At 71.2% G+C, this 23,941-nt stretch carries 22 protein-coding genes, 2 pseudogenes and 1 riboswitch; of the genes and pseudogenes, 6 read left to right on the top strand and 18 right to left on the bottom strand.

From position 1 onward, the window contains the following. Positions 1-2: 2 nt before the first annotated feature. The 5 genes from ACWH4W_RS13755 (at position 3) to ACWH4W_RS13735 (ending at position 5,248) form a co-directional block, all read left to right on the top strand. Entirely contained in the window at positions 3-1,376 is a 1,374-nt protein-coding gene (locus tag ACWH4W_RS13755; protein WP_473076013.1) for an aspartate aminotransferase family protein, read from the top strand. A gap of 218 nt (positions 1,377-1,594) precedes the next feature. Then, positions 1,595-2,344 carry an ABC transporter ATP-binding protein gene (locus ACWH4W_RS13750; protein WP_473076012.1) on the top strand — a complete coding sequence of 250 codons (750 nt, stop codon included), beginning with the start codon at positions 1,595-1,597 and terminating at the stop codon, positions 2,342-2,344. Beyond that, positions 2,326-3,648: a hypothetical protein gene (locus ACWH4W_RS13745; RefSeq protein ID WP_473076011.1), complete on the top strand. Its 1,323-nt coding sequence runs from the start codon at positions 2,326-2,328 to the stop codon at positions 3,646-3,648. The genes ACWH4W_RS13750 and ACWH4W_RS13745 overlap by 19 nt, the downstream gene beginning before the upstream one ends. A 128-nt stretch (positions 3,649-3,776) precedes the next feature. Continuing rightward, positions 3,777-4,184 (top strand): VOC family protein, encoded by a 408-nt coding sequence (locus ACWH4W_RS13740; RefSeq protein ID WP_473076010.1) that lies wholly within the window; start codon positions 3,777-3,779, stop codon positions 4,182-4,184. Positions 4,185-4,573: 389 nt separating this feature from the next. Next, positions 4,574-5,248, top strand: a complete 675-nt coding sequence (locus ACWH4W_RS13735; RefSeq protein ID WP_473076009.1) for an LAETG motif-containing sortase-dependent surface protein — start codon at positions 4,574-4,576, stop codon at positions 5,246-5,248. A 67-nt stretch (positions 5,249-5,315) separates the two neighbouring features. On the opposite strand, the gene ACWH4W_RS13730 is transcribed toward ACWH4W_RS13735, so the two are convergent. From ACWH4W_RS13730 to rpsB, 11 genes are all read right to left on the bottom strand, one after another. Then, complete coding sequence (locus ACWH4W_RS13730; RefSeq protein ID WP_473076008.1) at positions 5,316-6,113, bottom strand: maleylpyruvate isomerase family mycothiol-dependent enzyme; 798 nt, start codon at positions 6,111-6,113, stop codon at positions 5,316-5,318. A 24-nt stretch (positions 6,114-6,137) separates the two neighbouring features. After that, positions 6,138-7,157: an ABC transporter ATP-binding protein gene (locus tag ACWH4W_RS13725; RefSeq protein ID WP_473076007.1), complete on the bottom strand. Its 1,020-nt coding sequence runs from the start codon at positions 7,155-7,157 to the stop codon at positions 6,138-6,140. Next, positions 7,158-8,834, bottom strand: coding sequence for an ABC transporter permease (locus ACWH4W_RS13720; RefSeq protein WP_473076006.1), 1,677 nt, complete (start codon positions 8,832-8,834; stop codon positions 7,158-7,160). Continuing rightward, positions 8,810-9,898: a thiamine ABC transporter substrate-binding protein gene (locus ACWH4W_RS13715; protein WP_473076005.1), complete on the bottom strand. Its 1,089-nt coding sequence runs from the start codon at positions 9,896-9,898 to the stop codon at positions 8,810-8,812. The genes ACWH4W_RS13720 and ACWH4W_RS13715 overlap by 25 nt, the downstream gene beginning before the upstream one ends. Before the next feature lie 80 nt (positions 9,899-9,978). Then, a riboswitch (TPP riboswitch) is annotated at positions 9,979-10,084 on the bottom strand. Between the two features lie 64 nt (positions 10,085-10,148). Then, a complete protein-coding gene (gene rlmN / locus ACWH4W_RS13710) occupies positions 10,149-11,255 on the bottom strand; it encodes a dual-specificity RNA methyltransferase RlmN (RefSeq protein ID WP_473076004.1) in 1,107 nt (368 codons plus the stop codon). 72 nt (positions 11,256-11,327) lie between these two features. Further along, positions 11,328-11,852, bottom strand: a complete 525-nt coding sequence (locus ACWH4W_RS13705; RefSeq protein WP_473076003.1) for a GNAT family N-acetyltransferase — start codon at positions 11,850-11,852, stop codon at positions 11,328-11,330. A 466-nt stretch (positions 11,853-12,318) separates the two neighbouring features. Further along, a complete protein-coding gene (locus tag ACWH4W_RS13700) occupies positions 12,319-13,443 on the bottom strand; it encodes a phosphatidate cytidylyltransferase (RefSeq protein WP_473076002.1) in 1,125 nt (374 codons plus the stop codon). Beyond that, on the bottom strand, positions 13,443-14,000 hold the full coding sequence (frr, locus tag ACWH4W_RS13695; RefSeq protein WP_387842199.1) for a ribosome recycling factor: 558 nt from the start codon (positions 13,998-14,000) through the stop codon (positions 13,443-13,445). The genes ACWH4W_RS13700 and frr overlap by 1 nt, the downstream gene beginning before the upstream one ends. 120 nt (positions 14,001-14,120) lie before the next feature. Then, the gene (gene pyrH, locus ACWH4W_RS13690) at positions 14,121-14,879 is read right to left on the bottom strand and encodes a UMP kinase (protein WP_473076001.1); all 759 of its coding nucleotides are present in this window, start codon (positions 14,877-14,879) and stop codon (positions 14,121-14,123) included. Between the two features lie 189 nt (positions 14,880-15,068). Then, positions 15,069-15,905, bottom strand: coding sequence for a translation elongation factor Ts (tsf, locus tag ACWH4W_RS13685; protein WP_473076000.1), 837 nt, complete (start codon positions 15,903-15,905; stop codon positions 15,069-15,071). A 154-nt stretch (positions 15,906-16,059) separates the two neighbouring features. Next, on the bottom strand, positions 16,060-16,947 hold the full coding sequence (rpsB, locus tag ACWH4W_RS13680) for a 30S ribosomal protein S2 (protein WP_473075999.1): 888 nt from the start codon (positions 16,945-16,947) through the stop codon (positions 16,060-16,062). A 391-nt stretch (positions 16,948-17,338) separates the two neighbouring features. Here rpsB and ACWH4W_RS13675 point away from each other — a divergent pair, with 391 nt between their 5' ends. After that, positions 17,339-17,935, top strand: coding sequence for a M23 family metallopeptidase (locus ACWH4W_RS13675; RefSeq protein ID WP_473077491.1), 597 nt, complete (start codon positions 17,339-17,341; stop codon positions 17,933-17,935). Positions 17,936-17,989: 54 nt separating this feature from the next. On the opposite strand, the gene ACWH4W_RS13670 is transcribed toward ACWH4W_RS13675, so the two are convergent. From ACWH4W_RS13670 to ACWH4W_RS13640, 7 genes and pseudogenes are all read right to left on the bottom strand, one after another. Then, positions 17,990-18,547: a TetR/AcrR family transcriptional regulator gene (locus tag ACWH4W_RS13670; protein ID WP_473077490.1), complete on the bottom strand. Its 558-nt coding sequence runs from the start codon at positions 18,545-18,547 to the stop codon at positions 17,990-17,992. 99 nt (positions 18,548-18,646) lie between these two features. After that, entirely contained in the window at positions 18,647-19,489 is an 843-nt protein-coding gene (whiG, locus tag ACWH4W_RS13665) for an RNA polymerase sigma factor WhiG (protein WP_473075998.1), read from the bottom strand. Positions 19,490-19,764: 275 nt separating this feature from the next. Beyond that, positions 19,765-20,142, bottom strand: a pseudogene (locus ACWH4W_RS13660) (DNA-processing protein DprA); the annotation flags it as partial. A 138-nt stretch (positions 20,143-20,280) separates the two neighbouring features. Then, positions 20,281-22,068: pseudogene (locus ACWH4W_RS13655) on the bottom strand (recombinase family protein); the annotation flags it as partial. 72 nt (positions 22,069-22,140) lie between these two features. Then, entirely contained in the window at positions 22,141-22,347 is a 207-nt protein-coding gene (locus ACWH4W_RS13650) for a hypothetical protein (protein WP_473075997.1), read from the bottom strand. Positions 22,348-22,403: 56 nt separating this feature from the next. Further along, positions 22,404-22,916 (bottom strand): hypothetical protein, encoded by a 513-nt coding sequence (locus tag ACWH4W_RS13645; protein ID WP_473075996.1) that lies wholly within the window; start codon positions 22,914-22,916, stop codon positions 22,404-22,406. Between the two features lie 304 nt (positions 22,917-23,220). Further along, a complete protein-coding gene (locus ACWH4W_RS13640) occupies positions 23,221-23,694 on the bottom strand; it encodes a hypothetical protein (RefSeq protein ID WP_473075995.1) in 474 nt (157 codons plus the stop codon). Positions 23,695-23,941 lie beyond the last annotated feature (247 nt).

The raw sequence follows: 23,941 nt of genomic DNA, 5'->3' as shown, positions 1-23,941 counted from the left end.
TCGTGAGCACCGACACCCCCAAGGACCTCGGCAGGTCCGCGTACGACCACCTGTGGATGCACTTCACCCGCATGTCGTCGTACGAGAACGCTCCCGTCCCCACCATCGTCCGCGGTGAGGGCACCCACATCTACGACGACAAGGGCAAGCGCTACCTCGACGGCCTCGCGGGCCTGTTCGTGGTGCAGGCCGGGCACGGTCGGCAGGAGCTGGCCGAGACCGCCGCCAAGCAGGCGCGGGAACTGGCGTTCTTCCCGGTGTGGTCCTACGCCCACCCCAAGGCCGTGGAACTCGCGGAGCGGCTCGCGCACGAGGCCCCCGGCGACCTGAACAAGGTCTTCTTCACCACCGGCGGCGGCGAGGCGGTGGAGACCGCCTGGAAGCTCGCCAAGCAGTACTTCAAGCTGACCGGCAAGCCGACCAAGTACAAGGTCATCTCCCGCGCGGTCGCCTACCACGGCACCCCGCAGGGCGCCCTGTCCATCACCGGCCTGCCGGCCCTCAAGGCCCCCTTCGAGCCGCTGGTCCCGGGCGCGCACAAGGTACCGAACACCAACATCTACCGGGCGCCGGTCCACGGCGACGACCCGGAGGCGTTCGGCCGCTGGGCCGCCGACCAGATCGAGCAGCAGATCCTCTTCGAGGGCCCGGACACGGTCGCCGCGGTGTTCCTGGAGCCCGTGCAGAACGCGGGCGGCTGCTTCCCGCCCCCGCCCGGCTACTTCCGGCGGGTGCGCGAGATCTGCGACCGGTACGACGTGCTGCTCGTCTCCGACGAGGTCATCTGCGCCTTCGGCCGCCTCGGCACCACCTTCGCCTGTGACAAGTTCGGCTACGTACCGGACATGATCACCTGCGCCAAGGGCATGACCTCGGGCTACTCCCCCATCGGCGCGTGCATCGTCTCCGACCGGCTCGCCGAGCCGTTCTACCAGGGCGACAACACCTTCCTGCACGGCTACACCTTCGGCGGCCACCCGGTGTCGGCGGCGGTCGGCCTCGCCAACCTCGACCTGTTCGAGCGCGAGGGCCTCAACCAGCACGTGCTCGACAACGAGGGCGCGTTCCGCTCCACCCTGGAGAAGCTGCACGACCTGCCGATCGTCGGCGACGTCCGCGGCAACGGCTTCTTCTACGGCATCGAGCTGGTCAAGGACAAGGCGACCAAGGAGTCCTTCGACGCCGACGAGACCGAGCGCGTGCTGTACGGCTTCCTGTCCGGGAAGCTGTTCGAGAACGGCCTGTACTGCCGTGCCGACGACCGCGGCGACCCGGTCGTCCAGCTCGCGCCGCCGCTGATCTCGAACCAGGAGACCTTCGACGAGATCGAGCAGATCCTGCGCGCGACCCTCACGGAGGCGTGGACGAAGCTGTAGGCCGTCCGAGGTACCGATCTTCTCTTTGAATGATCAACACCGGCCCCGATGCCGCCCGTTCGAGTGAGAAACGGCGGTCCGGGGCCGCGTGCTGTCCTGCCGCCCGCCACCGCCTGCCTAGCGTGCCCAGTGACCGATCGGCCCGCCCTTCGTTCCCCCGGACGGGGGAATTACCCGACGAACGCACGGCATTTCCGATCCGAACCGAGGTGTACGCCATGGTGGCCCCACCGGACAACGACGTGCTCTGGACACGTGCCCTGCGCTTCCGGCACGACGACGGCTCACCCGGCCTGAGCGGGGTCTCGCTCGGCGTCCGGGAGGGCGAGATCCTCGCTGTCTCAGGCCCGCGCGGCAGCGGCAAGTCGACCCTGCTGCGCTGTCTGTCCGGCCTGGCGCCCGCGCACGACGGCGAGGTCTGGTTCAACAGCGTGCCCGTGCACACCATGGGCCCGGCGGCCCGGGAGCGGCTGCGCCGCGACCGGTTCGGCTGGATCGACCCGGCCCCGGTGCTGGTGCCGGAGCTGAACGTCTGGGAGAACGCCGCGCTGCCCCTCATGCTGCGCGGCACCGGCCGGCGCCGCGCCAAGGCCGCCGCCCTGGAGTGGCTGGAGCGCCTCGACGTCGGCGACCGGGCGCGCAGGAACCCCGTGGAGCTGACGCACGCGGAGCGCCAGCGGGTGTGCATCGCCCGTGCGCTGGCCCCGGCGCCCTCGGTGCTGTTCGCCGACGAGCCGACCGCCCCGCTGCACCGCGTCGACCGCGCCCACGTGCTGCGCACCCTCACCACCGCGGCCCGCTCGCACGGCATCACGGTGGTCCTCGCCACGCACGACGCGCAGACCGCCGCCCTCGCCGACCGCACGGTGTCGCTGCTCGACGGACGGCGCGTGCGGACCGTGCACCTCCCCCCGGTCTCCGGACCGGCCGAGTCGGAAGGCCGGGCGGCGTGCTCGCTCTCCGTCTGAGCCTCGGGGCCCAGCCCGCCGTCCAGGTCCGTCGGCTCCTCGTCGCCGGCGCCTCGGCCGGCACGGGCTTCCTGCTGCTGAGCGCCCTCGGCCACGCGCTGAGCCATCCCGACCCCGCCGCCTCCGCGCTCCGCCTGGCCTGGTGCGCGGCGCCGCTGGCGGCCACGGTCCACCTCGCGGTCGCGGTCGCCCGCACCGACCCGGCGACCCGGCCCCGGCCCGGGCTCTCGGCGGTCGGGCTCGGTCCGGTCAAGCTGATGGCGATCTCCGCGGCGACCACGGCCGTGTCCTGCGTCCTGGGTTCCGTGCTGGCGCTGCTCGTCTTCCTCCAGCTGCGCGGCGACCTGACCGGCACGCCCCTGGGCGGGGGCGCGAGGGAGTTCCTGGCCGCCGGACGTCCCCTGCCGCTGCCGGCCGCGCTGACCCTGCTGGCCCTGGCGCCGCTCGGCGCGTCGGCGGCGGTGGCGGTGAAGCTGCGGCCGCGCGAGCCGGTCACGGGCGCGGGCCGGGCGGCACGGTCGTACGGCCGGTTCGGCGCGTACCGGCGCACTCCGGTGCTGGAGTCCTTCGGCGCCTACGGGCGGTTCGGCCGGCAGCTGGGCGCCGCCGCGCACGGGCGGCGCACGGCCGCGGAAGCGCCCGGCCAGGAGCAGGAGGACACTCGGACAGGGTCGGCCGGGGCGTCCGGCGCGGAGACCGCCGGCGCCGTCGTCCCGCCCGCCGTGCCGACCGCGGCTCCCTCGGGGGTGCCGTGGGGCGTCGCGGTGCTCGCGGTGGGGGTGGCGGTGGAGGCGCTCATGAGCCGTACCGGCTCCGAGGGAGGTCCGGCCGCGTTCCTCGGTCTGGTCCTGACCTCCCTCGGTCTGGCCCTCGTCGGCCCCGGGCTCACCCATCTGTGCGGGCGGCTGCTCCAGGCGGTGCGGCCGGGCGCGCTGCGGCTGCTGGCCGGGCGGGTGCTGATGACGGAGGCGACGCGCATCGGCCGCCCGCTGGGGGTGGTCTGCGCGGTGGTGTCGGCCGCGTACGCGATGGCGTCGCTGCACGACCGGGACGACCCGTCGGCCGGTCCGCTCGTGGTGCTGGGCGTGCTGCTGGTGGCCGGCTGCACGGTGGCGACGCTGCTCACGGCGGCCGTCGAGGCGAAACAGACGCACGCGGACACCACCGCCTCGCTGCGGCGGATGGGGGCGCCCGCGGGGACGCTGCGCCGGGCCGCCGTCCTGCGCGCGGGTGCGCTGTTCGCCCTGTTCGGGCCGCTCACCGTGGCGGTGGCCGAGCTGTCGGCGTGGCCGCTGGGCGGCTGAGCGGAGAAGGCCGGACGAGGAGGCCGGGCGAAGAAAGTCGAAAAGACCTTCCCCGGACGCGATGAGTTCCGCGCGGGCCTCCGGTCTACCCCCACGAACGGCAACGACGAACAGGGAGAGACCCCGTCATGTACCAGCAGATGATCTTCGTGAACCTGCCCGTCGAGGACATCGACGCCTCGAAGAAGTTCTACACGGCGCTCGGCTACTCCCTCAACGAGCAGTTCAGCGACGAGTCCACCGGTTCCGTCATGATCAGCGACACGATCATCGCGATGCTGCTGACGAAGGAGAAGTACGCGCAGTTCACGAAGAAGGAGATCGTGGACGCCCGAAAGAACAGCGAGGTGCTGCTGGCGCTGAGCGCCGAGAGCCGGGAGAAGGTCGACGAGCTGGTGGAGAAGGCCCTGGCGGCGGGCGGGTCCCTGGCCGGCGAGACCCAGGACCTCGGCTTCATGTACGGCCGCTCCTTCGACGACCTCGACGGCCACACCTGGGAGGTCGTCTGGATGGACCCGGCGGCCGTGGAGGGCTGACGGCCGGCGGCCGCACCGGACATGACAGGGGCAGGGTGCTCGCCGGAGCGCCCCGCCCCTGCCGCTTTTCCGCGTGCCCGACGTGGGCCGGTGGCGCGCTTCTTGACCGGATGCACCGTCACCTTGCCTTCTGCGTACGGTTGGTGGCCGTTCCCGGCCGTGACGGCCGGATCGATGCGGTCCTTCGGGCGCGTAAACGTCCGGGCGGTTAACAAATAGGCAAAGCCCGGTCCCCCGGTAGGCATATGCGTTGACACTACTTATGCGGCGCTTATAGACCTGGGAGCCTCATGGGAGTGCTGAGTTCCTGTCAACTCTCCCTCAACCCCCCGCATTTGCGCTTCATGTAAAGGACAAACGTGGCAGTTCTGTCCGTATCACGCCGTACCGTGACCCGCTCCGTGCGCGCCCTCGGTGTCGTCTCCGCGTCCGCCGCGCTCGCGCTCGGAGCCGCCGGCAACGCCGCGGCGTGCAACATCAACGAGTTCTCGGCCGAGGCGAAGTGCGACGGTGAGAAGGGCGTCATCACCGTCACCGACGTCGACCCGGCCGGCGTCCCCGCCACCGTCACGGTGTTCCTGCAGAACAACGGCGCCGACATCAAGAAGGTCGGCGAGCAGGTGGTCAAGGGGTCCAAGGAGGGCACGACCATCACCTTCGAGGAGGACTGGAAGCCCAACGCCGTCTACCGCATCCACGTCAAGGCCGATCCGTACGTGGACGAGGACATCAAGCCGAACCTGACCACGCCGTCGACGCCGTGCAAGGAGGACGAGGAGGAGACCCCGTCCCCCGAGCCCACGCCGTCGGAGGAGACCTCGGCCCCGGCCGAGGAGAACGAGGAGCCGAGCCCGGCCCCGTCGGAGGGCGGGAGCGAGAGCGCCGCTCCCCCGGCGGACACGTCGGACAACGCCCCGTCCCCGGCCGGTGAGTCCAACCTCGCCGAGACCGGCGCCAGCTCCAACACCGGACTGATCGCCGGCGTCGCGGCCGCCCTGGTCGCCGTCGGTGGCGGCGCGATCTTCTTCGGCATGCGCCGCCGCGGGGCGAACAGCCGGCGCTGACGCCTCCCGGAAACGCCCGCGGCCCGCCCCCGAACCAGGGGCGGGCCGCTCGTCGTCGGCGGACCGGTCAGCCGAACGTGGCCCGTTCCAGCCAGTCGTCGAGCACCGCCCGCTCGCCGAGCACCTCGATACGCGGGTCGTCCAGCGGGATGCGGCGGTAGAAGGCGAGCAGCACCCGGGCGAGCGGCCCGCGCAGCGCGACCGTGGCCTTCTCGTGACCGCGTCGCCAGGACACCCCCTCCTCGTCCAGCCGCACCAGCCACTCCGCGTTCACCTCGGACGCGGTGTCGGTGGCGTGCAGGTGGATCGTGCGCAGGGGCCCGCGCAGCCCGTGCACCTCGTCGTCGGGCAGCGTGCGCTGCGCCCACTCCACGATCTCCAGCCACTCGTCGACCGCGTCGGCGGCCACCTCGGGCGCGACCTCGTAGGGCAGTCCGGCGGCGAGCGTGGCGTCCGCGCGGTGCACGGTCACCTCGTGGGTCATGCGGCGGGCCCAGAAGCCGGCGTTGTCGGTCCCCGCCCAGCTCCACACCCGCGCGTCCGGCCCGGCCTCCCGCAGCGCGGTGACCACCAGGTCGCCGCTTCGGGCCAGCCAGGCGTCCAGCGCGGCGGCGTCACCGTGGGCCTCGGGCCCCTCGAAGTCCGGCACGTCCTCCTCCGGGGTCTCCTTCTCGGCCCCGGTCCGCACCATCAGGGCCACCCAGCGCAGGGCGCCGCCGACGTGCCGTACGAGCTGTTCCAGTGACCAGTCGGGCGTGGTCGGCACCGTGCGGGACAGGTCCGTCCCCGACGTCACCACCGCCCTCAACCGCCCTACCTGGTGGGCGATCTCGTCGCAGTAACGCTCATGAGCGAGTCGTGTCATGCCGCCCACCCTAGGCACCGGCGATCAGCCCAGAACAGTGATTTCCGCGCCGTCGAACTCCACGCCGGTCACGTCCCCGACGTCCGGGGCGTCCCGGAGCGCGCAGGCCGCCTCCAGCGCCGGCGCGCCCTCCGGCTGGAGGCGCACGGCGACATGGGTGCCGCGGAAGGTGCGCGCGGTCACCGTGCAGCGCAGCCCCGCCCCGGCCGGGGCCAGCCGGACCCCGGCGGGCCGGACCAGCAACGGCCGCGTGCCCTCGGGAGCACCCTGCGGCACTGGCACCTTGCCCCAGGGAGTGACGGCGACCCGGCCGGCCACGGTGGCCTCGACGACGTTCTCGAAGCCGAGGAAGCGGGCCACGAAGGCGTCGGCGGGCCGCTGCCACACCTCGAGAGGCGTGCCGGACTGGGCGATCCGCCCGTCGCGCATCACCACCACCCGGTCGGCCAGCGCGAACGCCTCGCCCTGGTCGTGCGTCACCGCCAGCACGGTGGTGCCCAGCCGTCCGAACAGCTCGCGCAGTTCGACCACGAGCCGTTCCCTCAGCGACCGGTCGAGCTGGCCGAGCGGCTCGTCGAGCATCAGCAGCCGCGGGCTGGGGGCGAGGGCGCGGGCCAGCGCCACCCGCTGCTGCTCACCCCCGGACAGGGCGGCGACCGCCCGCCCGGACGCGCCGGGCAGCCCGACCAGCTCCAGCAACTCGCCCACGCGCCGCGACTGTTCGGCGCGCGGCACGCCGTGCATGCGCAGGCCGAAGGCCACGTTGCCGCCCACGTCCCGCTGCGGGAACAACTGATGGTCCTGGAACATCAGTCCGACGCCCCGCCGGTGCGCGGGCACGCCCGACTGGTCCCGCCCGTCGAGCAGGACCCGCCCGGCGTCCAGGAACCGCAGTCCGGCGACCGCGCGCAGCAGCGTGGACTTGCCGCTGCCGCTGGGACCGAGCACGCACACGATCTCGTGCTCGGCGACGTCGAGGTCGACGGCGTCCAGCGCGGCCCGCCCGCCGAAACGGACGGTCGCGGCCTCGAGGCTGAGCAGCATCTAGAACTCCCCGGTCCGGTCGGTCCGCAGCCGCTCCAGCACCAGCAGCGCCACCGCGCACACCACCATCAGAATCGTCGACAGGGCCATCGCCTGCCCGTAGTTGAGGTCCCCGGGCCGTCCCAGCAGCCGCGCCACGGCCACCGGCAGGGTGGGGTTGTCCGGCCGCGCGATGAACACCGTCGCCCCGAACTCCCCCAGCGACACCGCGAAGGCGAACCCGGCGGCGATCAGCAGCGCCCGCCGCACCAGCGGCAGGTCCACCTCCCGCCACGCCCGCCACGGCGACGCCCCGAGCACCGCCGCCGCCTCCCGCAGCCGCACGTCGACGGCCCGCAGCACCGGCAGCATGGTCCGTACGACGAAGGGGACGCCGACCAGCGCCTGCGCGAGCGGCACCAGGATCCAGGAGGCGCGCAGGTCCAGCGGCGGTTCGTCGAGGGCGATGAGGAAGCCGAAGCCGACGGTCACCGCGGACACGCCGAGCGGCAGCATCAGCAGGGCGTCGAAGCCGCGCACCAGCCGGCCCGCGTCCCGCCGGGTCAGGGCGAAGGCGGCGAGACCGCCGATCACCACGGCGATCACGGTGGCGGCGACGGCGTAGCGCAGGGAGGTGCCGATCGCCTCGATCGGGGCGACCAGGAAGACGCCCCCGTCCGCCTCGGTCAGCGCCCGGTAGTAGGCGAGGCCGGCGCTGCCGAAGGAACGCCGGACCAGAACGGCGAGCGGCAGCAGGAGCAGCACGGCGACCGTGGCGACGACCCCGCCGAGCAGCGCCCACTGTCCGGCGCCGCGCGGGCGGCGGGCGGTCACCGAGGCGTCGACCAGCCGCAGCGCGGTCTCGCGGCGCCGCACGGTCCAGGCGTGCAGCGCGAGGATCGCGCCGACGGCGACGAACTGGATCATCGTGAGGACGGCGGCCGTCGACAGGTCGAAGAGGTCGGCGGTCTGCCGGTAGATCTCCACCTCCAGGGTGGAGAAGGCGGGACCGCCGAGGATCTGCACCACGCCGAAGGAGGTGAAGGTGAAGAGGAAGACCATCAGCCCGGCGGCGGCCACGGCGGGGGCGAGCGCCGGGAGGGTGACCGTGCGCCAGGCGGTGAGTCGGGAGGCGCCGAGCATCCGCGCGGCCTCCCCCTGACGCGGGTCGAGCTGGGCCCACAGTCCGCCCACGGTGCGGACGACCACGGCGTAGTTGAAGAAGACGTGGGCGAGGAGGATCGCCCAGACCGTGGTGTCGAGGCGCACGCCCCACAGTTCGTCCAGCAGTCCGCCGCGTCCGACGAGCGCCATGAACGCCGCGCCGACGACGACCGTCGGCAGCACGAACGGCACGGTGACCACCGCCCGCAGCACCTGTCTGCCGGGGAAGTCGAAACGGGCCAGGACATAGGCGCCGGGCAGGGCGATCACCAGGGTGAGGGCCGTGGAGACGAGCGCCTGCCAGGTGGTGAACCACAGCACCTGGCGGATGTCGGACTGGGCCAGTACGTCCGCGATCCGCCCGGGCTGCCAGCCGCCGTCGGCCTTCAGTCCCCGGGCGACGATCGCGGCGACCGGGTAGGCGAAGAAGACCGCGAAGAACACGGCCGGCACGGCCATCAGGCCGAGCCGGGCCGCGTTCCGGCGCCACCACCTCGGCCTGCGCGGGGTCACTTCAGTACGAGCGAGGTCCACGACTTGACCCACTGGTCACGGTTCTCGGCGATCTTCGCCGGATCCATGGTCCGCGGCTCCTTCGCCTGCGGCCCGAACTTCACGAACTCCTCGGGCACCTGGGCGTCCTCGCGCACCGGGTAGACGAACATGTTGAGCGGCATGTCGTCCTGGAACGTCTTGCTGACCAGGAAGTCCAGCAGGGCCTTGCCGCCCTCGGGGTTCTCGGCGTTGCTCAGCAGCCCCGCGTACTCGACCTGCCGGAAGCAGGTGCCCTCGGCGACGCCGGTGGGGGCGGTGTCGGGCCGCGGGTCGGCGTAGATCACCTCGGCGGGCGGCGAGGAGGCGTACGACACGACGAGCGGCCGGTCCGCCTTGGCCTGCTTGCCGCCGGCCGAGCCGGAGAACTCCTCGTTGTAGGCGTGCTCCCAGCCGTCGACCACCTTGACGCCGTTGGCCTTGAGCTTCTTCCAGTAGTCCTCCCAGCCCCCATCGCCGTACTCGGCGACGGTGCCGAGCAGGAAGCCGAGGCCGGGCGAGGAGGTGGCGGCGTTCTCGACGACGAGGAGGTCCTTGTAGGCCGGCTCGACCAGGTCGTCGAAGGTCTTCGGCGGGGTCAGCTTCTTCTTCTCGAACCACGCCTTGTCGTAGTTGACGCAGACGTCACCGGTGTCGACCGGGGTGACCCGGTGCTTGTCCTCGTCGGCCCGGTACTCGGGCAGGACCAGGTCGGAGCCCTTGGCCTTGTAGGACTGGAAGAGGCCGTTGTCCAGGGCTCGGGACAGCAGGGTGTTGTCGACGCCGAAGAAGACGTCGCCCTGGGGGTTGTCCTTGGTCAGGATCGCCTTGTTCACGGCCTGCCCCGCGTCGCCGTCCTCGAGGACCTTGAGCTCGAAGCCCGACTGTTCCTCGAAGGCGGCGACGACGTCCTCGGACACGGCCCACGAGTTGTGGCTGACGAGGGTCACGGTCTTGGAGCCCTCGCCGCTGCCGCCGCTGTCGTCCGCGCCGGACGACCCGCAGGCGGACAGCGTGACGAGCCCCAGACCGACCGCCAGGGCCGTGACCTTCTTGGTGATGTCCACTTGATCCCTCCTGGAGTGACCAGGAAGAGACGCGGCCCTGCCCGGGACTCCTGGGCGGAGTCCCGGGCAGGGCGCAACAGCTCGAGTGATGACCGATCTCCCTACCCAGAATGACCTGGGCCAGGTTCGGAGGGTCTGCGGCCGGTGCCGCACTCTCAGCGCTGTGGCGCTCCCCTGTCGGAATATGAAGGTGTACTGAAGGTGTGCTTATTCGGATGGTGCCTGTTCAGATGTACTGACCGAGGTCACCTTACCGCTCGGTCGCGGCGAGCTGACCGCACGCCCCGTCGATCTCCTGTCCACGGGTGTCCCGGATCGTGACCGGCACACCGTGCGCGGCGATCGCCTCGACGAACGCCTTCTCGTCCTCGGGCCGCGACGCGGTCCACCGGGAGCCGGGCGTCGGGTTGAGCGGGATGAGGTTGACGTGCACGGGGCGCCCCTTGAGCAGCCGCCCCAGCCGGTCGCCGCGCCACGCCTGGTCGTTGATGTCCCGGATCAGCGCGTACTCGATGGACAGGCGCCGCCCGGACTTCGCCGCGTACTCGAACCCGGCGTCGAGCACCTCGCGCACCTTCCACCGGGTGTTCACGGGGACGAGGGTGTCGCGCAGCTCGTCGTCGGGGGCGTGCAGCGAGATGGCGAGCCGGCACTTGAAGCCCTCGTCGGAGAACCGGTGGATGGCCGGCACGAGGCCCACCGTCGACACGGTGATCCCGCGCTGCGACAGACCGAGCCCGTCGGGCTCGGGGTCGGTGAGCCGGCGGATGGCGCCGACGACCCGCTTGTAGTTGGCGAGGGGCTCGCCCATGCCCATGAACACGATGTTGCTGAGCCGCGCGGGCCCGCCGGGCACCTCGCCGTCGCGGAGCGCCCGCATCCCGTCCACGATCTGGTGCACGATCTCGGCGGTGGACAGGTTCCGGTCCAGCCCGGCCTGCCCGGTGGCGCAGAACGGGCAGTTCATACCGCACCCGGCCTGCGAGCTGATGCACATGGTGACCCGGTCCGGGTACCGCATCAGCACCGACTCGACGAGCGTCCCGTCGAACAGCTTCCACAGCGTCTTGCGGGTCGTCCCCTGGTCGGTCGACAGGTGCCGCACGACGCTCATCAGCTCGGGAAGCAGCGCTTCCCGCAGCTTCCCGCGCGAACCGGCGGGGATGTCGGTCCACTGCTCCGGATCGTGCGCGTACCGCGCGAAGTAGTGCTGCGAGAGCTGCTTGGCACGGAACGGCTTCTCACCGACCGCGACGACCGCCTCCTTGCGCTCGGCAGGCGTGAGATCGGCAAGATGCCGCGGCGGCTTCTTGGCTCCGCGCGGCGCTACGAATGTGAGTTCTCCGGGCTTAGGCATGGCGTTACCAGTGTCGCAGATCCACAGGGGTGGCCCGCGGGTGTCGGCTGCCGCACCGGTCGGTGGTGCTCGTCACCGGTCGCCACTCGGCAGCCCTGGACGGACCGTGGCCGCTGCGGCCCCTCCGCCCTCGTCGAGCCGAACACTCAACTGAGTTCCGATCTCCTGGAACCCGAGCGAGCGGGCGACCCGTCGGGACGACGTCCGTCGGGCTCTCCACTGCGGCATGAGGTCCGCGTCGAGAGCGTGCGCGACCGCCGCAGAGGCCACCGTCTTCGCCAGTCCGCGTCCGCGATGCCCCGACGCCGTCAGGACGGACAGATGCGCTGTCCTCCTCGGCCGGGTCTGATACGCCGCCGCGGCCACGACCTCGTCACCCTCGAAGACGGCGAAAGCAGGCGACGAGACCTCGCTCACTCCGCTTTCCCCAGCGTCTTCCCGCCCCGCCCCGGCCGGCAGGGCCAGGAGGCCCGGGTGTCCCGCAGGCACCTTCGTCACCGCCCGGTCCGTGGGCGCAGGGCGGAAATCCGTGACCGGCAGACAGGCGAGAGTCGCCGGTCCCAGCACCTCGGCGACGGGGAGCGGCACGGAGCGCATCGGCGTGGACCAGAGCCGCCGGAGGCAGCGCGGCGGCGACATCACGCGCCGGGACCGCGGCCTCGTCCGTCGGCACCGTGGTGATCCCCGCTCCGTCCAGGACCACGATCCCGCACCACGAGGGCGGACACAGTTTCAATGCCGGCGAGACGACCACGCCGGCGGCGGATCGTCCGACTCCACGGGTGCGCCGGCCAGGTCCTGCCACAGCGCACGAGCGCGTCCCACCAGTGGGTCCAGCGTCATGCCCGGGATTCTGCCACCCGATCACGCGGGGGAACGGCTGCTTCCGCCTGTGGCCGCAGGCAGCGCGTGGCCCATGACGGGTGCCTGCCCGAAGCGTGCGCCGCGGGTCACCTGGACCCTGGGCGCGTCGGCCAGGCCGCGCTCCTGGAGAACGGCGGCACGCGTCGGCCCCCGTCCTCGGGAGGACGGGGGCCAGTGCGGCGGTGCGGGGGGGCGGACCTCAGCCCGTGCCCACGAAGATCGCCAGCAGCAGCCACACCACCGGCGCCGTCGGGAGGAGGGAGTCCAGGCGGTCCATGATGCCGCCGTGACCGGGCAGCAGCGTGCCCATGTCCTTGATGCCGAGGTCCCGCTTGATCATGGACTCGCCGAGGTCGCCCAGCGTGGCGCTGACGGCGACCGCGAGGCCGAGGAGCAGGCCCTGCCACCACACGCCGTCGTCGATCAGGAACTGCACGCACAGCGCGCCCGCCACCATCGAGAAGGCGACCGCTCCCAACAAGCCCTCGCGGGTCTTGCCGGGACTGATGCGCGGGGCGAGCTTGCGCTTGCCGAAGCGCCAGCCGACCGCGTACGCGCCGGTGTCGCTGACCACGGTGAGCACCAGGAACGTCAGCACGCGCCACGGACCGTCCTCGGCCTTCAGCAGCATCGCGACGAACGTCGCCAGGAACGGCACGTAGAAGGCGGCGAAGACGCCCGCGGTGACGTCCTTGAGGTAGCCCTCAGGAGGTGCCGTCATGCGCCAGACCAGCACCGCCAGCGTGGTGAGCGCCATGGCGACCCACGCGCCCTCCGCACCCCGGACGTACCCGGCGACGACCATGGCCGCGCCGCCCAGCGCCAGCGGGACGAGGGGCGCCTTGATGCCCTTGCGTTCGTCCAGCCGTGTGGTCAGCTCCCACAGACCCACCACGACGGCGACGGCGATCACCCCGACGAAGGCGGCCTTGACGACGAACAGCGACGCGACGATCACCGCGCCGAGTCCGACGCCGACGCCTATCGCGGCACCGAGGTCCCGCCCCGCGCTCTTCTTCTGCGGTGCGGGGGCCGGCTGCGGGGCGTGGCGCATGGGCTCCGGATTCTGCGGCACCTCCCCCGGCAGGGGGCGGGCCCGCGTGGGCTCGTCTCGGAACAGGGGGCCGCTCAGCCGAGCGACCCCCCGGTCCGCATCCTGGTCTCCGCCGTGTTCGGGTACGTCGGGCACGATGGGCATGGGGCGCGTCTGCTGTGCGTTGTGCGCATCGTACGCGGGACCCGCCGGGACAGCTCCCCGGCCGGGTCCGTGATCGGACGTCCCCCAGTACCCGGTCTGCGGCGTCCCCCAGGAAGAGTCGTTCATCAGACCTCGAGCAGCTCCGCTTCCTTGTGCTTCAGGAGCTCGTCCACCTGGGCGACGTACTTCGCCGTGGTGTCGTCGAGCTCCTTCTCCGCACGGCGGCCCTCGTCCTCGCCGACCTCGCCGTCCTTGATCAGCTTGTCGATGGCCTCCTTGGCCTTGCGGCGGACGGAGCGGATCGAGATCTTCGCGTCCTCGCCCTTGCCCTTGGCGACCTTGATGTACTCGCGCCGGCGCTCCTCGGTCAGCTCGGGGAACACCACCCGGATGATGTTGCCGTCGTTGCTCGGGTTGACGCCCAGGTCGGAGTCACGGATCGCCTGCTCGATGTTGCGCAGCGCGCTCTTGTCGAACGGGGTCACCACGGCCATGCGCGGCTCGGGCACGGAGAAAGAGGCCAGCTGGTTGATCGGCGTCAGCGCGCCGTAGTAGTCGGCCACGATCTTGTTGAACATCGCCGGGTGCGCACGGCCGGTGCGGATCGCGGCGAAGTCCTCCTTGGCGACCACGACGGCCTTCTCCATCTTCTCCTCGGCCTCGAGGAGGGTCTCTTCGATCACCACTTGCTCCTGCGTGTCTTGAGTAGGCCCGGCTGCGGTCCTCGGTCGGGGCTGCGGCCGGCTGCGTCGCGTCTTCTTCCTGCACGGTTCACGACCGGCAGGACATTGTCCATCCCCCGGTCAGTTGCGCCCGGCCTGGTCGCCCACCAGCGTGCCGATCTTCTCACCCTTGACGGCGCGGGCGATGTTGCCCTCCTTCAGGAGTTCGAACACGACGATCGGCAGGCGGTTGTCACGGCAGAGCGTGACGGCCGTGGCGTCGGCGACCTTCAGGTCCCGGGTGATGACCTCGCCGTAACCGAGGGCGTCGAACTTGACGGCGTCCGGGTTGGTCTTGGGGTCGGAGTCGTAGACCCCGTCGACACCGTTCTTGCCCATGAGGAGCGCCTCGGCGTCGATCTCGAGGGCGCGCTGGGCGGCGGTGGTGTCGGTGGAGAAGTACGGCATGCCCATGCCGGCGCCGAAGATGACCACACGGCCCTTCTCCAGGTGGCGCACGGCGCGCAGCGGGATGTAGGGCTCGGCGACCTGGCCCATGGTGATGGCGGTCTGCACGCGGCAGTCGACGCCCTCCTTCTCCAGGAAGTCCTGGAGGGCGAGGCAGTTCATCACGGTGCCGAGCATGCCCATGTAGTCGGAGCGGGCGCGGTCCATGCCACGCACCTGGAGCTCGGCTCCGCGGAAGAAGTTGCCGCCGCCGATCACGATCGCGATCTGCGCCCCGTCCCGTACGACGGCCGCGATCTCGCGTGCGATGGCGTGCACCACGTCGGGATCGACGCCCAGGCCTCCGCCCCCGGAGAAGGCCTCTCCGGACAGCTTCAGCAGAAACCGGCCGCGCACTTTGCCGTCGTCGCTCTTCTCAGCCTTGGTCGTCATGGTCGAATCCCGCCTCTTTCACGTGTTGCACATACGAAGAAGGCCATTGCCGGTGGGGTGGTTCGCATCCCATGCGGCAATGGCCTCCTCGTCAGATCTGCTGTCGCCCGGCACGCGCGCGTGCGTGGACGCGGGTCCGAACGACTGCTGTCGACCCTATCGGGGTCGCGCGCCCGTCGCGGTGCGGACTCAGATGCCGACCTTGATGCGCGTGAAGCGCTTCAGGGTGACACCGGCCTCGTCCAGGACCTTCTGGACGGACTTCTTGTTGTCCAGTGCGTAGGGCTGGCCGAGCAGCGTGGCGTCCTTGAAGAAGCCGTTGAGGCGACCCTCGACGATCTTCGGCAGGGCGGCCTCGGGCTTGCCCTCGGCGCGGGTGGTCTCCTCGGCGACGCGGCGCTCGGACTCGACGACCTCGGCCGGGACGTCGTCCTTGGAGAGGTACTTCGGCGCGAAGGCGGCGATGTGCTGGGCGACGCCCTTGGCGACCTCGGCGTTCGGCTTGTCCAGCTCGACGAGCACACCGATCTGCGGGGGCAGGTCGGGCATCGTGCGGTGCATGTACGCCGTCACGTAGCCGTCGGCGAACTGCGCGAAGCGGTCCAGGACGATCTTCTCGCCCAGGTTGGCGTTGGCCTCGTCCACGAACGCCTGGACGGTCTTGCCGGCCTCGATCTCGGAGGCGAGCAGGGCCTCGAGGTCGGCCGGGGAGGTCTTGGCGACGTGCTCGGCGATGGCGGCGGCCACGGCCTGGAACTTCTCGCCCTTGGCGACGAAGTCCGTCTCGCACTTCAGCTCGACGAGGACGCCGGAGGAGTTGTCGTCGGCGATGATCGAGACCACGGCGCCGTTCTCGGCGGAGCGGCCCTCGCGCTTGGCGACGCCCTTCTGGCCCTTGATGCGGAGCGCCTCGACGGCCTTGTCGACGTTGCCGTCGGCCTCGTCCAGCGCCTTCTTGCAGTCCATCATGCCGGCGCCGGTGAGCTCCCGGAGCTTCTTGACGTCGGCGGCGGTGTAGTTCGCCATGAGTCTGTGAATCTTTCTCGAAGTCTGGAGGTTCGAAGATCGGCGGGGCGGGACCGCCGCGCGGACAGGTCCCGGGCCACCGCCGGTCTACGGGTGAACGGCGGGAGCGGACGTCATGTCACCGCTCCCGCCGTCATCGGCTCTGACGGAGCGGTCAGGCCTGCTCGGCCGGGGCCTCGGCGGCGGGCGCCTCGGCAGCGGGCGCCTCGGCAGCGGGCTCGTCGGCCGGCTTCTCGCCCTCGGCGGCGGCCGGAGCGGCCTCCTCGGCCTTCTTCTCGCCCTCGAGCAGGTCGCGCTCCCACTCGGCCAGCGGCTCACCGGCGGCCTTCTCGCCCTTGCCCTCGCCGCCGCCGGAGCGGGCGATGAGGCCCTCGGCCACGGCGTCGGCGATCACGCGGGTGAGCAGGGTGACGGAGCGGATCGCGTCGTCGTTGCCCGGGATCTTGTAGTCGACCTCGTCGGGGTCGCAGTTGGTGTCGAGGATGGCGACGACCGGGATGTTGAGCTTCCGGGCCTCGCCGACCGCGATGTGCTCCTTCTTGGTGTCCACGATCCAGACGGCGCTGGGCACCTTCTGCATCTCGCGGATACCGCCGAGGGTCTTCTCCAGCTTCGCCTTCTCGCGGGAGAGGACCAGCAGCTCCTTCTTGGTGAGGCCGGAGGCGGCCACGTCCTCGAAGTCGATCTGCTCGAGCTCCTTGAGGCGCTGCAGACGCTTGTAGACGGTCGAGAAGTTGGTGAGCATGCCGCCCAGCCAGCGCTGGTTGACGTAGGGCATGCCGACGCGGGTGGCCTGCTCGGCGATGGCCTCCTGCGCCTGCTTCTTCGTGCCGACGAACATGACCGTGCCGCCGTGGGCCACGGTCTCCTTGACGAACTCGTAGGCGCGGTCGATGTACGACAGCGACTGGAGCAGGTCGATGATGTAGATGCCGTTGCGCTCGGTGAAGATGAAGCGCTTCATCTTCGGGTTCCAACGACGGGTCTGGTGACCGAAGTGGACGCCGCTCTCCAGCAGCTCCCGCATCGTGACGACGGCCATGGCCGTATCTCCTTGAATTGCTCGGTTGTGCCGCGAGTGCCGGACGGCTCCCGCGCCTGACGCCCACGACGCGCCGTGCCACGAGGGACCGAGGGGCGCTGACACCGGGCCACGGCCGTGACCGGTCCCGATGTCGGGGCGTGCGAAGTCGACCCGGTGGCCCGGGTCGCCACCAGAAGTGTACGGGACCCACGGGGTGCCGGGTGACGCCGTTGTCCACAACCCGGGTGGCCGTCCACAGGTCCCGGCGGAGAGCACGTCCTCGGGAGACGCTTCCGCCATGCGACGACAGGGATGGAGCAAGGAACATGGGTGGCGTGAACGGGACGACCGGAGCGGACGGGACGGCTGGAGCGGACGGGACGGCTGGGCCAGGCGGTGTGCACGGCTGGTGCTGGTGGTGGCCCTGACCGTGGCGGCACTGCTGGCGCCGCCGGCGTCACGGCTGTTCGCGGCGGGGACGGGGGACGTGGCGTCAGCGCCTGCACCGCCGGCCGGCGCGGGCGCGCGCCGCGCCGCGGACGACGCCGTTCCGGCCATCGCCCGTACCTGGCCGGTGGGGGTACGCCCACAGGTGCTGCGCGGCTGGGAACCGCCGGCGACCGTCTACGGGCCCGGGCACCGGGGCGTCGATCTCGCGGCGGCGCCGGGGACCCCGGTACGGGCGACGGCGGACGGCCGGGTGTCGTTCGCGGGCCGGGTGGCCGGGAAGGGCGTCGTCTCGGTGGAACTCGCCGGCACCGGCGATCCGCCGCTGCGCACCACCTACGAACCCGTACGCGCCTCGGTGCCCCAGGGCGCGGAGGTGAGGGCGGGCGAGGTGGTCGGCACGGTGGAGGCGGGCGGATCCCACTGCGCGGCCCCGTGTGTGCACTGGGGTCTGCTGCGGGGCGAGACCTACCTGGACCCGCTCTCCTTGCTGCCCCCGTGGCTGCTCCACCGGGGTCCGTCCCGGCTCCTCCCGGTGCTCGGGGTGCCCTTGCCCTGAGGGCTTCCGGGCTCCGGGACGGGCCGGCAGGCTTCGGGATCCGAGCGCCGGACGTCAGCCCCGGACGCCGCCCAGAGCCATGGAGACCGCCGCCCGGACGATCACGTCGGGGTGCTCCGCCGCCCCCAGCTCGATGCGGCGCACGGCGGCGTCGACCACGCCCTGGAGCAGCATGGCGGTGAGGCGCGGCTCGGTGTGTCCCAGCTCGGCGAGCGCCTCGACGATCATGGCGATGAGTCCGCCGTGGGCCGCGCGGATCTTCTCGCGGGCGCCGGCGTCCAGCTCGCTCGCGGAGATCGCGACGACCGCGCGGTGCCGGCGGTCCCCCACCAGTTCCAGCTGCTTGCGGACGTACGCCTCGATCTTGCCGTCGGGGCCCTCGGCGTCCGCCATCGCCGCCTCGACCTCGGCCGCCCAGACGGGGAAGTCGGCCTCGCACAGCTCCTCGACGACGGCCGCCCGCGAACGGAAGTACTCGTACACGGACGACCGGGCGAGGCCCGTGCGCTCGGCGAGGGCCGGGAAGGTCAGCGCCTCCGTACCGCCCTCGGACAGCAGGGAGCGTGCCGCGTCCAGCAGGGCGGCTCGCTGCATCGACCGGTGCTCGGCCACGGAGGCCGCTCGAATCCTTGGCACGTCGTCCACTTTACGGATGCCCCGCCCACGGCGGCCAGGGGTCGGACCGGCCGGTCACCGTGGCCGCCGCCGGGCTCAGCGGCCGAAACCCGCCAGCTTGGCGCGCAGCTGGAGCACGGACTTGGTGTGGATCTGGCTGACCCGGCTCTCGGTCACGCCCAGGACGTTGCCGATCTCGGCCAGCGTGAGGCCCTCGTAGTAGTACAGCGTGACCACGGTCTTCTCCCGCTCGGGCAGGGTGTTGATGGCCCGCGCCAGGAAGCGGCGCAGCTCCCGGTCCTCGGCGACCTCCACCGGGTTGTCGGCGGCGGTGTCCTCCAGGGTGTCCATGAAGCTCAGCTGGTCGCCGCCGTCGCCGCCGACGTGCAGCAGCTCCTCCAGAGCGACGACGTTCGCGAGCGAGAGCTGGCTGAACACCGCGTGCAGTTCGCCGACGGTGATGCCCATCTCGGCGGCGACCTCGCTCTCCGTCGGTGTGCGCCGCAGCCGCGCCTCGAGGGTGGCGTAGGCGCGCTCCACGTTGCGCGCCTTCTGCCGTACCGAGCGGGGGATCCAGTCCAGCGCCCGCAGTTCGTCGATCATCGCGCCGCGGATGCGGGTGATCGCGTACGTCTCGAACTTGATCTCGCGGTCCACGTCGAACTTCTCGATCGCGTCGATCAGCCCGAAGACCCCGGAGGAGACGAAGTCCGCCTGCTCGACGTTGGGCGGCAGCCCCACGCTGACCCGGCCGGCGACGTACTTCACCAGCGGGGAGTAGTGCAGGATCAGCTGCTCCCGCAAACGTTCGTCCCCCGTCGCCTTGTACGACCGCCACAGCTCGTCGAGCGTCGAGGGAGCGGGCGGCCGCACGCTGCCACCGTCGCGGGCGGCTGGGGGGATCGCCGCCCGGTCGGACCCGGAGGTGTGCTGGGGCATTCGTCGCCTAGTGCCGTTCTGCCGTGGGCTGGTACTGCCTGGTCGCGTTGTCTGTTCGATGTCTGTTCTGGCCTGTCCGTGTCTGGGCCCTCGTGAGCGTAGCGTGACTGTGGCGTCGCGGTGTGCGAAGAGCGGGGGCCGAGCCGTGCGCAGATACGTTCCGAGGGCCGCCCCGCCGGGGCACACCCGTCGCTCTGCGTGATCACTCGGATACCCCAACCGACGTATTTTCCACGGCGTGTCGTGGTCCCCCCCGGACGGCCGAACACGCTGCGTCAACGGACATCGGCACCGGACCGGAGCGAGGACATCGCCTGGCGCGTCAACTTCCAGCCGTCGCCGTGTCGTTCGACGTAACCAAGTGCTCGGAGCTCGTACAACTTCGCGATCGCGTCGTCCGGCGTGGTCTGCGCCGCGCGGGCGATGTCGTCCGGACGGGCCGCCCTGCGGGCCGGCAGCGCGGCGAGGACCTGGCGGACCGCCGGGTCCAGCAGGTCGCGGGGCAGGACCGGTCCCCTGCGCTCCGGTGCGAGCTCGCCCATGTCGCCGACCAGTTCGACGATCTCGTCGGCGTCGGTGACCAGGACGGCGTCCTGCCGGAGCAGTTCGTGCACTCCGGCGGAGAGGCCGCTGGTGGCCGGGCCCGGGACCCCTGTTTCTGCGGACACCCCTTCTTCCTCGGCCCCGGTGAAGACGCGCGGGTCCACACGGCCTTCCACCCGCAGCGGCGGGACCAGCGGCGGCGTCCACACCGGCTGGCCCTCGTCGGGCAGGGCGGCCATGATCTCGTCCCAGACCCCGCAGTTGCGCCACGTCTTGTACCGGGAGTGGATGCCCTTCCACAGCCCGAACCGCTCGGGCAGCTCCTCCCACAGGCACCCGGTCCGCGCCTTGTAGAACATCGCATCGAGCATCACGCGGCCCGGTCGGCATCTGTGGCTCGGCGGCTCCCACGCCTTGACGATCGGCTCAACCCGGGCCCACGCCTCGTCGGTCAGCTCGTCCGGCACCAGGCGCTGCGCGGTGGTGAACCAATCGCGCATCGAGCACGCCAACCCCAGGCGCGGCTTCGGGATCTCGCCCGTAATGGTGACCCGGATGTCCAGGAGTGCCAGCACTTCGGCCTGCTCGGTCGGGTCCATGTCGGCCAGCCGCTCATGCGCCACCGTGGCCAGGGCCGCGAGGTCCCGGGCGCGCTGCTCGGCGGCCTCGGTCTCCTCCATCCACGCGGCGGCCTCGTCGCGCATCGCCTGGAACTGTTCCAGCTCATCGGTCAGCGCGCGGGTGGCCGCCTCGACAGCGACTGCCGGAAGCCCTGCCTTGGCGTAGTCGGTCATGACCTTGATCCGGGCCTGCTCGCGCTCGGCGATCTGGCGGTCGAGGTCGGCGATCCGGTCGGCGTGGTTGGTCTGATCGCCAGTCGCCATCCCGACCCACTCAGCTGCCATCGCCTTCAGTCGGTCCGGGTCGCCCAGCAGCTTGACCACGTCCGACCACACGGCGGCCTCGACTGCGTCAGCGTCCACCATGTCGCACGAGCACATCGGGTCGCCCGGGTACTTCTGCGCCTTGCCCGTGCACCGGTACCACCGACCCGCACGCCCTGAGCGCTTCATGCCGACGTAGTGCGCGCCGCAGTGGCCCACGAGCCGCTTCGACAGCGGGTAGCCGTGGGGCTTCGGCTTGGGCTTGCCGTTGCCGAGTCGCCCCATGGCCGCGCTGAGGTCGGCGGCCTCCTCCGGCGTGAAGATCGGGTCAAGCTTGATGGTCACGGTCTTGCCGTGCTTGGCCGTGCCGTCCTTATTGAGGGCCGCGCCGTGGCCAGCGTGGGCACGCTTCGGGTTGCGGAAGGTCACGACCGCCTTGAGCGTCGATTCGCTGATGAGCTTGGTCCGCAGGTTCGAGTGCGACCAAGGCTTACCCGATCGGGTGACCATTCCGAGCGCGTTGAGCCGGGCGGCCATCTCGCGCGTGTTCATCCCCTCCTCTACGGCCATCTGTCGGGCGGCCTTCAGGACGGTGGCCTCGTGCTCGTCGATGACCAGATACGACCCGCGCTTGCCCTTGCCCTCGATCCGGTAGCCGTACGGGGGCGCACCGCCGGGCCACCCGCCCGACTCGGCCTTCTTCTGGAGACCGCCCTGGGTGCGCTCGCGGATCAGGTTGTACTCCATCTCCGCGAGGGCCGCGTACTGCTGCAACATGTACTTGCCATGCGTGGTGGTGGTGTCGATTTCCTGGGTGACCGACACGATCGCGGTTTCGAGGTCTTCGAGCTGCCAGACCCACCGCCAGAACGCGCGCCCCGTCCGGCCGACCCGGTCGAACTTGTGGACCACGACCACGTCGACCAAGCCGGCCTTTACGTCGGCCATCAACCGATCGAAGCCCGGCCGCTTGGTCAGCGAGCCGCTGACGCCCTCGTCCTTATAGACGTCATGCAGCCGCCAGCCCTTGCGCTCGACGTACGCCCGGCAGGCGTCGTCCTGGACGTCCAGGCCGTAGCCGTGCGTCTGCTCCTCGGTGCTGACGCGCTCCAGGATGGCGGCCCTCGTGACCGTCGTGCTTTGCTGGTTCACGCTGGGTTTCTCTCCTTGGTTCTCAGCGTTACGGCCCGGCCGGGGGTGCCACCCCGGCCGGGTCCATTCGTCTTAACGAGTGAAGTCGGCGGTGCAGTCGGCCCAGATGAAATCGCCGGTGATCTCGTCGGCGGCCACCTCACGCACCCGGAGCTGGCAGACGCTGGCGTCGGGCACGTCCTGCCGGGCCTTGTCGGCGAGCTTCTGGATCTCGGCGCGGTCGAAGGAGTGGGCGGTGACCATGCGCCCGGCGGCGTTGCGAAAATGGATCTTGAACACTGGGGCTCCTCTCGGAGCCGGGCGGCCTGAGCCGACCGCCCGGCGGTGCGGGTCGGTCAGACGGTCTGGAACTTGAGGGTGCGGCGCTCCTTGCCCTTGACCTCGTAGACGAAGTGGTCGCCGTCCATCCGGCCGGTGAAGGTGGCGCGGCCGACCTTGGCGGTGACCTTCTTGGGCTTCTTGGGGGCGGCCTTGCGGGTGGCGCGCTCCTGAGCCCGGCGGGCCTTCTCAGCGGCCTTGGCCTCGGCGCGCTTCACGCCAGCGGTGACCATGTGGGCGAAGGCGTACCGGCTGGCGTGCTTGGTCGCGCTGGCGCTGGTGGCCACCCCGCCCTCGCTGCGGCGAATGTCCAGGCCGAGGACACCCCACTTGATCAGGGCCGACTTCAGCTTGGCGTCGTGGCCCGGCGCGAACTGGCGCTTGGTGGTGGCGGTGCAGCCGGTCGTCAGGACCTCGAAGTCGCCGCTCTCCAGGTCCGCGTCCGTCAGGTCGGCGGGCAGGGCGTCGTACGCGGCGCACTCGCAGGGCTTCAGCTCGTCGGCCTGGGCGGTGGTCTTGTTGGCGGCCATTTTGCGCTCCCGAATTATCGCTCCCGAATTCCCGGCGGAATTGCCAGGAATTCAAGGAAATCACGGGATTTGCGCACAACACAATTTCTGAAATTTGGCCGAATCTAAAAAGGCATCCGGCATGGGTGCGGCAGCACCTCTTTCCGCACCGCCATTCACGGCAAGTGATAGCCGCCTTTTGTCACCGCTCGTGACGGCCGACTGCGACTGTGGCAGTCACAGCTACCCCCGGCCCGGCCCCCGTGCGCGGGCACGCCCCCGGTGGGAGGGGGTGGCTGGGCGGCTGCCACGGTCACAGTCACAATCACGAGTCGTGACCGCCGGCCTCAGGTCGGCTGACCGTGTCGCGCGGGACTCGGACGCCGGGCAACAGGCCAAGGGCGCTGGCGTCGTCCAGCTCAGCCGGGCGCGAACCGCCCCTGATCTGGCGGGCCTTGGTGGCGAAGTAGGCCACCTCCCCCGCCGTCCAGCGCACGACCCGGTAACCCGCCCAGAGCCCCGCGCCGACCACCAGCCCGCCGGGCACTGGGCCCAGCTCGTGGACCGCGTACGCCCCGCCAGCGGCCACCGAGTTCACACCCAAGACAGCCCAGGGCAGCCACCGCTGAGGCCGCCGGACAACCGTGCCCGCGCCGACCGTTTCGACGCGCGGTCGGCCAGCCTTGGTGAGTCCGGCCCGGCGCTTCGCCTTGGTGTCGTGTGTGTAGTTCGCGCCGAAGCTGACGCGCTTTCCGTCGCGTGTTTTGAATTCCGGCCGGAACGCCTTGGTGGCGGGCATCGGTGGTCCCTTCCGGCCACCCGCCCCGCGTGCTTTCCTGGAGTGGGACCGGTGGCCTCGGAGGTCATTGGGTTGGAAGGTGGACCCCGGAATTCGCTTGGCGGTGAGATCCGGGGTCCATCTGTGCGGATCGGGCGGACCCGGCTTGCCGGGTCGTCAAGATCGGGCGGCCGGTCGATGCGTGGTCGGCAAGATCCGCCCGGATCTCTGGCGGACCGAGAGGCGTCATCCGGATCAGGAGGGCTGA

The organism is Streptomyces sp. DSM 120436, assembly GCF_055778765.1.
The sequence above is the reverse complement of the archived record's forward strand: the minus strand, read 5'-3'. Positions and strand labels throughout refer to the sequence as shown.

What these genes read in the sequence shown, in the direction of transcription:
- ACWH4W_RS13750 (WP_473076012.1), top strand. Translation starts at nt 1,595, where the DNA reads ATGGTGGCCCCACCGGACAACGACGTGCTCTGGACACGTGCCCTGCGC.
- ACWH4W_RS13740 (WP_473076010.1), top strand. Translation starts at nt 3,777, where the DNA reads ATGTACCAGCAGATGATCTTCGTGAACCTGCCCGTCGAGGACATCGAC.
- ACWH4W_RS13730 (WP_473076008.1), bottom strand. Translation starts at nt 6,113, where the DNA reads ATGACACGACTCGCTCATGAGCGTTACTGCGACGAGATCGCCCACCAG.
- ACWH4W_RS13725 (WP_473076007.1), bottom strand. Translation starts at nt 7,157, where the DNA reads ATGCTGCTCAGCCTCGAGGCCGCGACCGTCCGTTTCGGCGGGCGGGCC.
- rlmN (WP_473076004.1), bottom strand. Translation starts at nt 11,255, where the DNA reads ATGCCTAAGCCCGGAGAACTCACATTCGTAGCGCCGCGCGGAGCCAAG.
- ACWH4W_RS13705 (WP_473076003.1), bottom strand. Translation starts at nt 11,852, where the DNA reads ATGCGCTCCGTGCCGCTCCCCGTCGCCGAGGTGCTGGGACCGGCGACT.
- ACWH4W_RS13700 (WP_473076002.1), bottom strand. Translation starts at nt 13,443, where the DNA reads ATGAACGACTCTTCCTGGGGGACGCCGCAGACCGGGTACTGGGGGACG.
- pyrH (WP_473076001.1), bottom strand. Translation starts at nt 14,879, where the DNA reads ATGACGACCAAGGCTGAGAAGAGCGACGACGGCAAAGTGCGCGGCCGG.
- tsf (WP_473076000.1), bottom strand. Translation starts at nt 15,905, where the DNA reads ATGGCGAACTACACCGCCGCCGACGTCAAGAAGCTCCGGGAGCTCACC.
- rpsB (WP_473075999.1), bottom strand. Translation starts at nt 16,947, where the DNA reads ATGGCCGTCGTCACGATGCGGGAGCTGCTGGAGAGCGGCGTCCACTTC.
- whiG (WP_473075998.1), bottom strand. Translation starts at nt 19,489, where the DNA reads ATGCCCCAGCACACCTCCGGGTCCGACCGGGCGGCGATCCCCCCAGCC.
- ACWH4W_RS13645 (WP_473075996.1), bottom strand. Translation starts at nt 22,916, where the DNA reads ATGGCCGCCAACAAGACCACCGCCCAGGCCGACGAGCTGAAGCCCTGC.
- ACWH4W_RS13640 (WP_473075995.1), bottom strand. Translation starts at nt 23,694, where the DNA reads ATGCCCGCCACCAAGGCGTTCCGGCCGGAATTCAAAACACGCGACGGA.